Origin of the sequence: Pseudomonas sp. HMWF032 (assembly GCF_003060885.1) — a bacterium.
Taxonomy (GTDB): domain Bacteria; phylum Pseudomonadota; class Gammaproteobacteria; order Pseudomonadales; family Pseudomonadaceae; genus Aquipseudomonas.
The window spans coordinates 24,838-38,914 of record NZ_QAIG01000011.1; the positions used below are offsets into that span (position 1 = coordinate 24,838).

The following is a 14,077-nucleotide window of genomic DNA, read 5'->3' on the forward strand; positions in this document are numbered from 1 at the left end:
CAAGTTAAAGATCAATGTCTACGTCGCTGTGGGCGGCGTTGACGCATAAACGAATCGGTTGCCCCGGCTCACTGAACAGCGCGCCGCTGCGCAAGTCGCGCACCGTGCCACTGAGCAAGGTGCAGGTACAGCTGGCGCAGATGCCCTGGCGGCAACCATGGGCCGGCTGCAAACCCTGCGCTTCAGCCAGCTCCAGCAGGCTGCGCAGGTTGTCGGCCTGCATCTGTTGATGGCTGCGGGCAAAACCCAGGCGTACCGCGCGCAGCCCTTCAACGGCGTTGAACGCAGGAGGGGTAAAAGCTTCCACTTGCAGCGCACCAGGCAACTGCGCGTGCTGCCACCAATGTTGCACCTGCTCAACAAAGCCCGCCGGGCCACAGGCCAGTACACGGCGCTGCTGCAACGCGGTGACCGAATGCAGATGTTCAACCGTAAAGCGCCCGGCCAACTGGCCCGGCTCGGCTTTGGCAGCTGTCAGTGACCAGTGCACCTGCAGATTGCCGTACTGCGCTTGCAGCGCCTGCAATTCGGATGCAAAGGCGCGCTGGCCCTGCCCACGCACGTAATGCAGCAGCGTGATCGGCGCGCTGAAGCCCTGCGCCAGCACGACACGCAGCAAGCCCAGCAGCGGCGTAATGCCACTGCCAGCGGCCAACAGCAGGACGCCTTGTTGTGCCTCGGGCCAGCTCAGCTCGCCATACGCCGGCCCCAGCTCCAGCACATCACCCAGCGCCAGCTGCTCCAGCAGATAGGGCGAAACGCGGCCACCCGCCTGATGCTTGATGGCGATCTGCACACAACCATTTGGCTGCACCGCCGTCAGGCTGTAACTGCGGCTCAGGCGTACGCCGTCACGTTCGAGATAGAGCTGCAGGTGCTGGCCCGGCTGCGCACCGCGCCAGTTGCCGTTGGCCTGCAGGGTCAGCTCAAGCATGTCATCGGCCACCCACTGACGCTGGGTTACCCGCGCGAATACCCGATTCAGGCGCAGCGCCGGGTGCAGCAGTTTCAGCCCGGCATCGACATCGCTTTCCCGTAACCAACCATCAGCCACCAGCAGTCGCAACGGCCCTAACAGGCGCAAACACCCGCGCATCCAGGCAAAAGGAATAAGGGCCACGGCAGACTCCAGTGAACAATTGTTCACTAGACTGACAGAGCCAACACCGCTCAGTCAACACTCGTACACTCAAGTAAGCTGCGCGCGTGGTTCGACGTCTACAACGCCGCTTTGTTAGAGTGCGGTGCTGAACGCCATGCCGAGCCTCGAAGTTTGAAACCACTACAACCGCGCGCCGAACAAAAACTGCAAACCCGCCACGCCCTGATGGACGCCGCCCGCAGCCTGATGGACAGCGGCCGTGGCTTTGGCAGCTTGAGTCTGCGCGAAGTCGCGCGCTGCGCCGGGATTGTGCCTACCGGGTTCTACCGGCACTTTGACGACATGGATGCCCTCGGTCTGGCCTTGGTGGCCGAAGTGGGGGAAACCTTTCGCGAGACCATTCGCCAGGTACGCCACCACGAATTCGAGCTGGGCGGCGTGATTGATGCTTCGGTGCGAATCTTCCTCGATGCTGTGGCAGCCAACCGCTCACAGTTCCTGTTTCTCGCCCGCGAACAGTACGGTGGCTCACTGCCGGTGCGCCTGGCCGTAGGCGCTTTGCGTGAACGCATCACCGCTGACCTGGTGGCCGACCTCGCGCTGATGCCCAAGCTGCAGCATTTCGATACGCCAGCACAGAACGTGCTGGCCGACCTGGTGGTCAAGACCGTATTCGCCACCCTGCCCGAGCTGATCGACCCTCCGGCCCGTGCCCTGCCGCGCCATGCCACCCCTGAAGCGAAGATGATCGAGCAGCTGCGTTTTATCTTTATCGGCGCCAAACACTGGCAGGGGCTTGGCCAGCACCACACCTGAGCGCACCACAATTGCGCACAGCCATTGCGTGCGCACCAAAGCGCAGCCCTGAATGCCCGATAGTTAAGCACTGCACCCACTGAAGAACCCGCATTGCGCGGCCATACAGCAGTTTGGCAAGGCACTTGCTCTGTAACCGGCATTGTCCTGCCGGAAACTGCCCCATGTTGGTGATCCACCGCCGTATTGCCGCCCAGCCACACTGGGACGCCGAACTCGAACTGAGTTTCGAGGCCCGTAGCAAAAGCCGCCTGCGCTGCTTCAGCCGCACAGGCGAGGATGTCGGCCTGTTCCTCGAACGCGGCCAGCCCGCACTGCACGACGGCGAATACCTGCAAGCCGAAGACGGCCGTATCGCACGTGTGTTCGCCCGCCCCGAGCCACTGCTGCACGTCACCTGCGCCAACGCCTTCGAACTGATGCGCGCCGCCTATCACCTGGGCAACCGCCATGTCGCCCTGCAACTCGGTGATGGCTGGCTGCGCCTACCGGATGACTATGTGCTCAAGGCCATGCTCGAGCAGCTAGGTGCCACGGTGAAACTGATCGAAGCGCCCTACCAACCCGAGCAAGGCGCATACGGCGGCGGCCATCACCACTCCCACGCCGGCGATGCCGAATTCAGCTATGCGCCGCGCCTGCATCAATTCGGTGCACGTAAGTGAATAAAGCCTGGCAGCTACTCCGGCTCGCCAGTCCCCAGCTGCCGATTGGCGGTTACAGCTATTCCCAGGGTCTGGAAATGGCCGTGGAACAGGGCCTGGTCGATAGCGCAGAAAGCGCCCAGCGCTGGATTGCCGATCAGTTGCTGCTCAACCTCGCGCGCTTCGAGGCACCGCTGTTGCTCGCCCATTGCCAGGCCGCAGCCAACGAGGACTGGGCCCAGCTGCGCCAGCTCGCCGAACAGCAACGCGCCAGCCGTGAAACCCGTGAGCTGCGCCTGGAAAGCCGGCAGATGGGCTACTCCCTGCAGCAACTGCTCAGCGGCCTGCCGGAGCTGGATCAGCCGGCGCAGCAACTGTTTAGTGAACAGGACGAACCCGGCCTGGCCGTCGGCTGGGCGCTGGCGGCGCGGGCCTGGCAGATCGCACCGCAGGACGCCCTCGCCGCCTGGCTCTGGGGCTGGCTGGAAAACCAACTGGCGGTGCTGATGAAAACCCTGCCGCTGGGCCAGCAAGCCGCCCAGCGACTGACCTCACAGCTGTTGCCACTGCTCGATCAAGCGCAGCGCCAGGCCAGCGAACTGCAACCCGAACACTGGGGCAGCGCCGCCTTTGGCCTGGCCCTGACGAGCATGGCGCACGAGCGCCAATACAGCCGTTTATTTCGCTCTTGACGATAAGGAAGACACTCCCATGAACAGCCAACCCCTGCGTGTCGGTATCGGTGGCCCGGTCGGCTCCGGCAAAACCGCCCTGACCCTGGCCCTGTGCCTGGCCTTGCGCGAGCGCTACAACCTCGCCGTGGTGACCAACGACATTTACACCCAAGAAGATGCACAGTTTCTGGTGCGCAATGAGGCCCTGGCCCCGGAGCGGATCATCGGCGTGGAGACCGGCGGCTGCCCGCACACCGCCATCCGCGAAGACGCCTCGATCAACCTGGAAGCCGTCGAACAGCTCAACCGGCGCTTTCCGGGCTTGGACCTGATCATCGTTGAATCCGGCGGTGACAACCTCTCGGCCACCTTCAGCCCTGAACTGTCGGACCTGACGATCTACGTGATCGATGTCTCTGCCGGCGACAAGCTGCCGCGCAAGGGTGGTCCGGGCATCTGCAAGTCTGACCTGCTGGTGATCAACAAAATCGACCTGGCCCCACTGGTCGGCGCATCGCTGGACGTGATGGAACGCGACACCCTGAAAATGCGCGGCGAAAAACCGTTCGTGTTCAGCAACCAGAAGGTTGGCCAGGGGCTCGACCAGATCATCGCCTTTATCGAGCAGCACGGCATGCTCAACGCCGCCTGAGAACCCATTCAGTCAAGGAGACACCCCATGAACCTGCGTAAATCGCTGTTCGCCATCGCCCTGTTTCTCAGCCCCGCAGTGGCCTTCGCTCACGCTGGCCACGATCACTCCGGATGGATGGCCGGTTTGGCGCACCCGGTATTCGGCCTCGACCACCTGCTGGCCATGCTCGCCGTCGGTCTGTGGGCCGCGCAGCAATCCGGCGCGGCGCGCTGGGCGCTGCCATTGACCTTTGTTGGCAGCATGCTGGTCGGCGGCCTGCTGGGCTTTAACGGCCTGGAAATGCCGCTGATGGAAACCGGCATCGCCGCCTCGGTATTGGCCTTTGGCTTGCTGGTGGCCGTGGCCATTCGCCTGCCGATGGTGATCGCCATCGCCCTGACCGCACTGTTCGCCCTGACCCACGGCGTCGCCCACGGTCTGGAGCTGCCGGAGCTGGCCAGCCCATGGGGTTATGCCGCCGGTTTCGTGGTTGCCACGGCGGCCCTGCACGCCAGTGGCTATGCCCTGGTGCGTCTGCTGCCCCAAGCCGCTGCACCGGTGGTGCGCGTACTTGGCGCCGCCTCGGCAGTCACCGGCGCCTGGCTGCTGGCCGGCTGAGTTGCTGGCTCGGATGGACGACCAGCGTTCACCTTCATATTGCCAAGCCGCGCTGACCGCAAAGGTCGCTCGGCTGGCGCATTTTGCCTCTCGTGTGGCCTTCATGGCTTTGTCATAGTCGAGGTGTATCAAGCACAGCCTGTCTGACCTGCCTGGAATCCTCCATATGCTTCGCATCATCCGTTTTATTTCAATTCCCTTGATGTTGCTGGCCATCGCCTTAGGCGTGCTGGCACTGACCAGCACGCCAGCCACACCGCCTGCCGTAGTGAGCACACTGGGCGAACAGCCTCTGGTCATCGCTCACCGCGGCGGTAAAGGATTGTGGCCAGAGAACAGCCTGTTCGCCTTCGAGCGCGCCAAGGATCTGGGCGTGGACATGCTGGAAATGGACCTGCACCTGTCCAGTGACGGCGAGCTGGTGGTGATCCATGACCGTACGCTGGATCGCACCACCAATGGTGAAGGCCCGGTTGCCGCGCTTAGCCTGGCGCAGCTGCAAGCGCTGGACGCCGGTTACCGCTGGAGTGCCGATGGTGGCCAGAGCTATCCCTACCGTGGCCAGGGCATCCGCATTCCGCGCTTTGCCGAGGTGCTGCAGCGCTTCCCTGAAACACCCAAGGTCATCGAAATTAAGGTTCCGGACGTTGGCATGGAAACGCACGTGTGCGAAGCCCTGACCAAGCACCAGCAACGCGACAAGGTAATTGTCGGTAGCTTCTATGATCGCAGCCTGCAACTGTTCCGCGAACAATGCCCCGGTGTCGCCACATCAGCGGGCCCTGGCTCGGTACGCCTGCTGGTGGCACTCAACTGGGTCGGTCTGGGCAGCCTACTGTCACCCTCTTACCAGGCATTGCAGATTCCCGAAAGTTACGAAGGCTTGCCAATGGCCACTCCGAGCCTGTTCAAGACTGCCAGCGAGCGCGGCTTGAATGTGCAACTGTGGACCATCAATGAACAGCCCGATATGCGCCGACTGCTCGACCTGGGGGCCAATGCACTGATTACCGACTATCCAGATCGCGCCCTGCAGGTGCTGGGGCGCTCAACCGGCATCAGCGCAGCCCAAGCCGACTAATCATACTGTACAAAAAATAGCCAACCCTACTCAGGCCAGCCCCAGTCTGGCCTGAGCACAGGCATACGCAGGTTATCCACAGATCGCTCCACAGCAACTTGGGATAAGTACTCAGCGAGATGCCTATGCCTTGCCGTAAACCCTTGAAAAAACGTGATTATCGCTTGACTCAGCGAACGTGAAGTGAAGTCAAGAAAGCACACAGCAAGCTGTTCAAAAAACGATCAATCAGCGAAAAGCCAGGCACTCCAAGCCTCGCAAGCAGCCATACCGAAGTTATCAACAGCTCTACCCACAATAGTCGTGGACAACTTCAGCACTCACCACAACGCCCTGAATAACCAGCTTAAGCTGTTGTTTCTACGTGAAATATTTGACTGCTCAAAAAACACACAAGCCCCGCAGACTGCCAGCAGACTAAGCGCACACGCGCCTACACCCACCTTATCCACAGTTCACTCCACAGTCTTTGTGCACAACTAATCATCGCATGCGACTGCACTGTGCATAAGTACAGTCATGGCGACTGACTATGGATGCCATCAATACAATCAACAGTCCGACTGCCGAGCAGCGGCGTATGGTCATGCCATCACCCAAGGAGATGTGCCATGCCAATCCATGACCTGTTACGCAGCCTGCTCGCCGCCTATGCCGGAGGTGCCAGCGGCAGCAGCGATTAACCCAGCCTTTTTCGTGCAGCACGACAACCGCGTGACGCCAGCCTATGGCTGACGGGCATCGACTCACGTATAAATCTGCGCACTGTCACCTGCTGCTTTATCAGGTGATGACCCCAAAACCACGAAAGGAATCCCCTGCAATGGCCGGCGCTAGCCTGTTAACCCTGCTCGATGATATTGCCGCAGTGCTTGATGACGTGGCAGTGATGACCAAAGTGGCTGCCAAGAAAACTGCCGGCGTGCTTGGCGACGACCTGGCACTGAATGCCCAACAGGTCACCGGAGTGCGTGCCGAACGAGAGCTGCCAGTTGTCTGGGCCGTGGCCAAAGGCTCATTTATCAACAAACTGATTCTGGTGCCGGCAGCCCTGCTGATCAGCGCTTTCGCGCCCTGGGCGGTGACACCACTGCTGATGTTTGGCGGTGCCTTCCTCTGCTACGAGGGCTTCGAGAAGCTCGCGCACAAGTTTCTGCATAGCCACCCCGATAACCAGGCGCAGCAACAAGAACTGCTGCAGGCGGTGGCCGATCCCGAAGTCGACCTGTTGGCATTCGAGCAGAACAAGATCAAAGGTGCGATCCGCACCGACTTTATTCTCTCCGCAGAAATCATCGCCATCACCCTCGGCACCGTGGCCCTGGCCAGTTTCGGCAAGCAGGTCGCGGTGCTCTCGGGTATCGCCCTGCTGATGACAGTCGGGGTCTACGGCTTGGTGGCAGGTATCGTCAAGCTCGATGACGCCGGCCTTTACCTCAACCAGCGCACCGGCGAAGGCCCTGGCCGCCGCCTGCAGCGCGCCCTTGGCCGTGGCCTGCTGCTAACCGCCCCCTACCTGATGAAAGCCCTGTCGATTCTTGGCACCGCCGCGATGTTTATGGTCGGCGGCGGCATTCTTATCCATGGCGTGGACTCAGCCCAACAATGGGTAAATGCACTAGCTGAGGGTGTTGCAGTCAGCAGCGGCCTGCTCGCGGCCTTACTGCCGACCCTGCTTAACGCCGTCGCGGGGATCATCGCCGGGGCCATCGCCCTGCTGCTGGTCAGCCTGCTTGCACGGATCTGGAAAGCCCTCAAGCGCTAATTCGACAGCGGCAGCACCGTGACCTGCACCTCGGGGTCATGGCTGCCGCCGCCGAGAATCACCCCACGCAGCGGCGAAACATCGGCAAAATCACGGCCCCAGGCCAGGGTGATATGTTCCAGCGCCGGGCGGATATTGTTGGTCGGGTCGAAATCCACCCAGCCCTGCTGCGGGCAAAACACCGAGACCCAGGCATGCGAAGCATCGGCACCGATCAGCCGGGGCTGGCCGGGCGGTGGCTGGGTCAGCAGGTAACCACTGACATAGCGCGCCGAAAGGCCCATAGAGCGCAGGCAGGCGAGCATCAGGTGGGCAAAGTCCTGACACACGCCACGGCGTTCCTCCAGCACCTGTAACAGCGGCGTGGCCACCTGGGTCGCCGCGGCATCAAAGCTGAACTCGGCAAAGATCTTCTGCATCAGCCCGTCCACCGCTGCCAGCAGCGGGCGACCGGGGCTGAAGCAGTCAGCCGCATACTCGGCAAACACCTGCTTGAGGTGCACATAGGGCGACTCGAAACGAAAACGCGTCGCCTCCAGCACCTCAGGCAACAGTGCCTGACCGCTGTAGCGCAGCGCCGTACGGGCCGCTTCCCAGGGCGGCGACGCCTGCAGCTCCAACGCTGGCCGCGCCAGCACTTCGACCTGCAAGCGCGCACTGACCTTGAGTTCGTTATGCGGGCGCTCGAACACCAGGCGGGTCAGTGGGTTGCCGAACACATCCAGGGCATCCTGGCGCTGGCACGGCTGCGGGCTGACCAGCAGTTGCTGTTCATGGTTGCGCTGCCAGGGGCAGGCGCGCGGCCACAGGTGCGCCAGCTGCTGGGCCAGCGACACCGGGCTGGCGTAGCGGTAATGGGTGTCGTGAAGTATCTGGTAGAAGGCGCTGCTCATGAGGATTGCGTCCGCTGGCTGGCGTCGACATGCACAAAGAAGCGCAAGCCTAAACGGTCGGAGATGTCCGCACTGGCCTGGCTGATGCTTTCCAGCAGCCCAGACAAACCATCCAGCACCTCCTGCACGCTCGCCGCGCCAAACAGCGGATTCTCCAGGCTGGCCAGACTAAAGCGCGCCAGTTGCCCTTCCAGGTGTTTCAGCCGGCGCTCGCTGGGCAGCTCGAAGCGCTCACCCAGGCGCGCCAGCGAGCGCAGCAGGGTGCGCACCTGAAACAGCACGGCATGCGGGTTCTGCTCATCCAACAGCAACAGGTCGAGCACTGGAATCAACTGCGCGGAAGCCAGGTAACGGGTGCGGTAGGTGATGCTGCTGTTGCCCAGCTCCAGCAGCCATTCCAGTGCCGACTGGTCCTGCGCTGCGCTGCTACGCAGAAAGTTCGCCAAGCTGTCGCAGAGAAACTGCAGACGCTCGATACAGCGGCCGATCATCAGAAAGCGCCAGCCGTCATCACGGGTCATGTCATCCAGGGCAAAGCCTGAGAGCGCCGCCAGCGACAGCAGCAGACGGTCGAGAAAATCCAGTAACTCGCCGAAGTCGGCCTGCTCGCAGCTCAACCCCTGGGCCTCACGCTGTAATTCGAGCAGGGCCTGCCAGTTGGCCTGGGACAGCTTGCCGCGTACGCTGCCAGCCACCCACTGCAAGCGCTGTAGATTACCGCGCAGGCTGTCCGGCCAGTCCTCGCCCAGTAGTGCTTCAAGCAGGCGCTGCTGCAGTTCGCCGCGCTCGGCATCCGGCAGCAAGCCCAGGCTTTCGGCCAGGCTCAAGGCGGTTTGCAGGGCTTGCGGGTCATCGTCGTCATCCACATAGCGCGCCAGCATGATGCGCAGCAGCCGCGCACCGTCCTCGCAGCGTTCGCTGTAGCGGCCGAACCAGTAGAGGTTTTCCACCACCCTTGAGGGCAGATAGGGGTCACTGCGCACCAGATCGGCCACGCCCAGCGGGCGCAGCCATTGCCAGGGCTCGCCGCCGGCATGCCGTTCACCGAGCACCCAGGTGTCCTTGCTGGCACCGCCGCGCTGCATCGACACCACTTCGGCGTCAGCTTCGGCGGCTACCCGGGTCAGGCCGCCGGGCATGACCCGATAACCGTCGGCACTCGCCACGGCGAATACCCGCATGCCGATGGCGCGCGGCGCCAGTTGGCCTTCTTCAGGCTGCCAGACCGGGGCCTGCGACAGCTGCGCCAGCGCCTGGGCAACATAGGCGTAAGGCCGCGCCTTGAGCCGCTCAGCCAACTCAGCGCGCTGCGCTTCATCCAGATCGCGGCCAAACACCGGGGCAAAACTCTGCGAGGGAAAGCTGGCGCGCACCAGCAACTCGTCGAGCTGCTCCAGAGCCTTATCCAGCACCGGCGGCTCGCCGCACCACCAACTGGCGACACTCGGCAGCAGCAGTTCTTCGCCCAGTAGTTTTTCTGCGATGGCCGGCAGAAAGCCCGGCAAGCCTGGAGATTCCAACACGCCACTGCCGAGGGCATTGGCCACCAGCACATTGCCTTGGCGCACCGCTTCGAGCAGGCCAGGCACGCCGAGGGCCGAGTCGGTGCGCAATTCCAGCGGGTCGCAGAAGTCATCATCCAGACGGCGCAGCACCGCATGCACGCGGCGCAGGCCGGCCAGGGTCTTCAGATAGACCTTGGCATCGCGCACAGTCAGGTCGCTGCCTTCCACCAAGGGATAGCCGAGCTGGCGCGCCAGGTACAGGTGCTCGAAATAACTCTCGTTGAAACGCCCCGGGGTGAGCAGCACCACCAGCGGTGTTTCACTGCCAGCCGGGGCCTGGCGCGCCAGGGTGTCCTGCAGGGTACGGAAGAAACCGGCCAGGTACTGCACGCGCAGATCGCGGTACAGCTCGGGAAAGGCGCGCGAAACAATCTGCCGGTTTTCCAGGGCATAACCGGCGCCAGACGGCGCCTGGGTGCGGTCGGCGGTGACCCACCAGCGGCCATCCGGGGCGCGGGCCAGATCCACCGCATACAGGTGCAGATAGGTGCCGCCGGGCGGCTGCACACCCTGACAGGGCCACAGGTAGTTGTTGTGACCAAACACCAGCTCAGCCGGCAACAGCCCGTCTGCCAGCAGTTGCTGTGGGCCATACAGGTCGGCCAACACGGCATTCAGCAAACCGGCACGCTGCGCCACGCCGGCGGCGATCTGCTGCCATTCTTCGGCCGGGATCAGATTGGGCAGCAGGTCCAGCTCCCACGGCCGGTCGGCGCCATCAGGGTCGGCGTAAACGTTGTAGGTCACGCCATTTTCCTGAATCTGCCTGGCCAGCAAGGCCTGACGCTGCGCCAGCTGCGCCGGGCTGCTGCGCTGCAAACGCTCTAACAGCAGGCGCCAGTGCGGGCGCACCTGACCGTCTGCGTCGAACAGTTCATGGTAAGCCCCTGGTGTCAGGGGGTAGTCGGCAAGCAGGTCGGGCATGGCAGGCTCGATAAGACGATCACGGGCAGCGCGCCCCTCGCCCCGTTATGGGTGAGGGGGTTAAACGAGGCGCAGATCCAGGGTCATGGGCAATTCATTATTGTTGATTGGCGCCAGTGTTGGGCGCTTGCCTGGGCTATGGCCTAGGCGGAAGAAGCGCGCCAGACGCCGACTCTCCGCCTCATAGGCGTTTACCGGCAGGCTGTCGTAGTTGCGTCCACCGGGATGAGCGACATGATACTGACAACCGCCGAGGGAGCGGCTCATCCAGCTGTCCACCAGGTCAAATACCAGCGGCGCGTGTACTTCGATGGTCGGGTGCAGGCAGTTGGCCGGCTGCCAGGCGCGGAAACGTACGCCGCCGACAAACTCGCCGACCTTGCCGGTAGGCCGCAGCGGCACCGGTACGCCGTTGCAGGTCAGCACATAGCGGTCACTCGGCAGGCCGCTGAGCTTGACCTGCATGCGCTCCAGCGAGGAATCCACATAACGCACCGTACCGCCGCCCCCGCCCTCCTCGCCCAGCACATGCCAGGGTTCCAGGGCCTGACGAAGCTCCAGCTCGATGCCCTTGACGTTGAAGTCGCCGGACTTGGGAAAGCGGAACTCGAAATGCGGGGCAAACCACTCGCTGTGCAGGCGATAGCCGCAGCCGTCGAGCTCCTGCAGCACGTCGGCAAAATCCTGCTCGATAAAGTGCGGCAGCAGGTAGCGGTCATGCAGCTCGGTGCCCCAGCGCACCAGCCGCGCCGGTTTGTAGGGCTCACGCCAGAAACGGGCGATCAACGCGCGAATCAACAGCTGCTGGGCCAGGCTCATCTGCGCATGGGGCGGCATCTCGAAGGCGCGCAGCTCCAGCAGACCAAGGCGCCCAGAGGCCGAGTCCGGCGAATACAGCTTGTCGATGCAGAACTCAGCGCGGTGGGTGTTACCGGTGACATCCACCAGCAAGTTGCGCAGCAGCCGGTCGACCAGCCAGGGCTGGCAGTCGCGGCCCACTTCAGGCATCTGTGCGAAGGCGATTTCCAGCTCGTACAGCGCATCGTTACGCGCCTCATCGATACGCGGCGCCTGCGACGTCGGGCCAATAAACAGGCCGCTGAACAGGTAGGACAGCGACGGGTGGTTGTGCCAATAGCTGATCAGGCTGCGCAGCAGGTCCGGGCGGCGCAGAAACGGCGAGTCCGCCGGCGTCGCGCCGCCGAGGACAAAGTGGTTACCGCCACCGGTGCCGGTGTGGCGGCCGTCGATCATAAATTTCTCGCTGGAGAGGCGGCACTCGCGGGCCTGCGCGTAGAGAAACTCGGTGCGTTCGACCAGCTCATCCCAACTGGCGGCCGGGTGGATATTCACCTCGATCACGCCAGGGTCCGGAGTCACCCGGAAGAACTGCAGGCGCGGGTCCAGTGGCGGTTCATAACCTTCCAGCAGCACTGGGCATTTCAGCTCGGCGGCGGTGGCTTCGATGGCGGCCACCAGTTCCAGATAGTCTTCCAGGCGCACCAGCGGCGGCATAAATAGATAGAGCTTGCCGTCACGCGGCTCGGCGCACAGCGCGGTGCGCACCACACCGGCAGCCGACTGACCGAGCAGCGGACGCTTGCTCGTACTGCTCTGGCTGCCCGACCAGACACCGCGCGACTGCGGCTTGATCTGCGCCGCTACCGGCAACGGGGCGAAGCGTTGGCTCGGGTCTTCGGGGGTGATGTAGGGGTAATCAGCCTCACTGACCCAGGGTTGCGAATCCAACGGCAGGCGGTAACCCAGCGCCGAATCGCCGGGGATCAGCCGGCAGTGCTCATCACGCAAAAACCAGCTGCCGCTCTGCCAACCCAGCTGCTTGGCCTGCCGGGCCAACGGCAGGATATGCCCGACCACTTTATCCAGCCCCTGCTCGAACACCTTGCGCAGGCGCTCGCGCTCCAGCGGGTCAGCCAGGCGTGGGTCTTCGGCGGTGACGTTGATCGGCAGCTTGCGCTCGCGCCACAGGTAGTAGAAACGGTCCTCATAGGCCGGCACGCAATATTTAGCGTCCACGCCCAGGCGCTCGGCGAGCAGGGTGAGAAAGTCGGCAGCCTTGGCCGCATCGACGCCATAGTCTTTTTGCTCATCGGCATACAGCGCCGACTTGTGCCAGATCGGCTCGCCATCGCGCCGCCAGTAGGCATTCAACGACCAGCGCGGCAGCTGCTCGCCGGGGTACCACTTGCCCTGGCCGAAGTGCACCAGCGCTTGCGGTGCGTAGTGCTCGCGCAGGCGATGGAACAGGTCGGTGGCCAGGCGACGCTTGTTCGGCCCCAGGGCGGCGGTGTTCCACTCCGCATCGTCGGGGTAGTCCAGGGCAACAAAGGTCGGCTCGCCGCCCATGGTCAGGCGCACATCCTGTGCTTGCAGATCCTCATCGATCTTCTGCCCGAGACCGACAATCGCCTGCCACTGCGCCTCGCTGTAAGGCTTGCTGACCCGAGGCGCCTCCCAGATGCGCTCGACCCACATCTCGTGGCTGAACGCGCATTCGCTCTCATCCACGCCGCCGCTGATCGGCGCCGCCGAGGACGGTTCAGGACTGCAGGCCAGCGGAATATGGCCCTCACCGGCGAACAGGCCGCTGGTCGGGTCCAGGCCAATCCAGCCGGCGCCCGGCAGATAAACCTCGCACCAGGCATGCAGGTCGGTGAAATCCACCTCGGTGCCGGACGGGCCGTCGAGGGATTTAACATCGGCTTTCAGCTGAATCAGGTAGCCGGAAACAAAGCGCGCCGCCAGACCCAGGTGGCGGAACAACTGCACCAGCAGCCAGGCCGAATCACGGCAGGAGCCGGAGCCTTTCTCCAGGCTTTCTTCCGGAGTCTGCACGCCCGGCTCAAGTCGAATCAGGTAGCTGATATCGGTGGAAAGGCGCTGATTCAGCGCCACCAAAAAATCCACGCTCGGCAGCGGCGTACGCTCGATGCTGGCCAGGTATTTGGCGAACAGTTTGCCGGCCGGCAGCTTGACCAAATAAGGCGCCAGCTCCAGCTGCTCGCCCTCGGTATAGGCGAAAGGGATTTTCTCGGCGTAAGGCTCAAGGAAGAAATCGAAGGGGTTGAACACCGCCATTTCGGCGACCAGATCGACCTCGATCTTCAGCTCGCGGGTTTTCTCCGGAAACACCAGGCGCGCCAGGTAGTTGCCCTGGGGGTCCTGCTGCCAGTTGATAAAGTGCTCGCCCGGCTCGACCTTCAACGCGTAGGACAGCACCCGGGTACGGCTGTGCGGTGCAGGACGCAGGCGCACGACCTGCGGGCCAAGATTGACGGCGCGGTCGTAGCGATAGTGGCTGACATGGTGCAAGGCGATATGAATCGACACAGCGGGCCTC

11 protein-coding genes are annotated in these 14,077 nt (G+C 63.2%); 7 read left to right on the forward strand and 4 right to left on the reverse strand.

All coding sequences use genetic code 11. The features are described 5' to 3' along the window. Positions 1-4: 4 nt before the first annotated feature. On the reverse strand, positions 5-1,120 hold the full coding sequence (locus DBR00_RS15325) for a ferredoxin reductase (RefSeq protein WP_108488646.1): 1,116 nt from the start codon (positions 1,118-1,120) through the stop codon (positions 5-7). A 207-nt stretch (positions 1,121-1,327) separates the two neighbouring features. Here DBR00_RS15325 and DBR00_RS15330 point away from each other — a divergent pair, with 207 nt between their 5' ends. The 7 genes from DBR00_RS15330 (at position 1,328) to DBR00_RS15360 (ending at position 7,334) form a co-directional block, all read left to right on the forward strand. After that, positions 1,328-1,918, forward strand: coding sequence for a TetR family transcriptional regulator (locus DBR00_RS15330; RefSeq protein WP_108488668.1), 591 nt, complete (start codon positions 1,328-1,330; stop codon positions 1,916-1,918). A gap of 164 nt (positions 1,919-2,082) precedes the next feature. After that, complete coding sequence (gene ureE, locus DBR00_RS15335) at positions 2,083-2,583, forward strand: urease accessory protein UreE (protein ID WP_108488645.1); 501 nt, start codon at positions 2,083-2,085, stop codon at positions 2,581-2,583. Continuing rightward, on the forward strand, positions 2,580-3,254 hold the full coding sequence (locus DBR00_RS15340; RefSeq protein WP_108488644.1) for an urease accessory protein UreF: 675 nt from the start codon (positions 2,580-2,582) through the stop codon (positions 3,252-3,254). Before ureE ends, DBR00_RS15340 begins: the two co-directional genes overlap by 4 nt. A 19-nt stretch (positions 3,255-3,273) precedes the next feature. Continuing rightward, positions 3,274-3,888, forward strand: a complete 615-nt coding sequence (gene ureG / locus DBR00_RS15345; protein WP_108488643.1) for an urease accessory protein UreG — start codon at positions 3,274-3,276, stop codon at positions 3,886-3,888. A gap of 27 nt (positions 3,889-3,915) precedes the next feature. Then, positions 3,916-4,488 (forward strand): HupE/UreJ family protein, encoded by a 573-nt coding sequence (locus DBR00_RS15350; RefSeq protein ID WP_108488642.1) that lies wholly within the window; start codon positions 3,916-3,918, stop codon positions 4,486-4,488. Between the two features lie 166 nt (positions 4,489-4,654). Then, the gene (locus DBR00_RS15355) at positions 4,655-5,569 is read left to right on the forward strand and encodes a glycerophosphodiester phosphodiesterase (RefSeq protein WP_108488641.1); all 915 of its coding nucleotides are present in this window, start codon (positions 4,655-4,657) and stop codon (positions 5,567-5,569) included. An 823-nt stretch (positions 5,570-6,392) separates the two neighbouring features. Continuing rightward, positions 6,393-7,334 (forward strand): DUF808 domain-containing protein, encoded by a 942-nt coding sequence (locus tag DBR00_RS15360; RefSeq protein WP_108488640.1) that lies wholly within the window; start codon positions 6,393-6,395, stop codon positions 7,332-7,334. On the opposite strand, the gene DBR00_RS15365 is transcribed toward DBR00_RS15360, so the two are convergent. Genes DBR00_RS15365 through DBR00_RS15375 form a run of 3 tightly spaced genes read right to left on the reverse strand, consistent with a single transcriptional unit; the run spans position 7,331 to position 14,067 of the window. Continuing rightward, entirely contained in the window at positions 7,331-8,227 is an 897-nt protein-coding gene (locus DBR00_RS15365) for a transglutaminase family protein (protein ID WP_108488639.1), read from the reverse strand. The genes DBR00_RS15360 and DBR00_RS15365 overlap by 4 nt on opposite strands. After that, on the reverse strand, positions 8,224-10,716 hold the full coding sequence (locus DBR00_RS15370) for a circularly permuted type 2 ATP-grasp protein (RefSeq protein WP_108488638.1): 2,493 nt from the start codon (positions 10,714-10,716) through the stop codon (positions 8,224-8,226). The genes DBR00_RS15365 and DBR00_RS15370 overlap by 4 nt, the downstream gene beginning before the upstream one ends. Positions 10,717-10,776: 60 nt before the next feature. Beyond that, positions 10,777-14,067: a DUF2126 domain-containing protein gene (locus DBR00_RS15375; protein ID WP_108538075.1), complete on the reverse strand. Its 3,291-nt coding sequence runs from the start codon at positions 14,065-14,067 to the stop codon at positions 10,777-10,779. Positions 14,068-14,077: the final 10 nt, after the last annotated feature.

Excerpts from the sequence above, each read along its gene's own strand:
- DBR00_RS15330 (WP_108488668.1), top strand. The coding sequence starts at position 1,328 with ATGGACGCCGCCCGCAGCCTGATGGACAGCGGCCGTGGCTTTGGCAGC.
- ureE (WP_108488645.1), top strand. The coding sequence starts at position 2,083 with ATGTTGGTGATCCACCGCCGTATTGCCGCCCAGCCACACTGGGACGCC.
- ureG (WP_108488643.1), top strand. The coding sequence starts at position 3,274 with ATGAACAGCCAACCCCTGCGTGTCGGTATCGGTGGCCCGGTCGGCTCC.
- DBR00_RS15350 (WP_108488642.1), top strand. The coding sequence starts at position 3,916 with ATGAACCTGCGTAAATCGCTGTTCGCCATCGCCCTGTTTCTCAGCCCC.
- DBR00_RS15355 (WP_108488641.1), top strand. The coding sequence starts at position 4,655 with ATGCTTCGCATCATCCGTTTTATTTCAATTCCCTTGATGTTGCTGGCC.
- DBR00_RS15360 (WP_108488640.1), top strand. The coding sequence starts at position 6,393 with ATGGCCGGCGCTAGCCTGTTAACCCTGCTCGATGATATTGCCGCAGTG.
- DBR00_RS15365 (WP_108488639.1), bottom strand. The coding sequence starts at position 8,227 with ATGAGCAGCGCCTTCTACCAGATACTTCACGACACCCATTACCGCTAC.
- DBR00_RS15370 (WP_108488638.1), bottom strand. The coding sequence starts at position 10,716 with ATGCCCGACCTGCTTGCCGACTACCCCCTGACACCAGGGGCTTACCAT.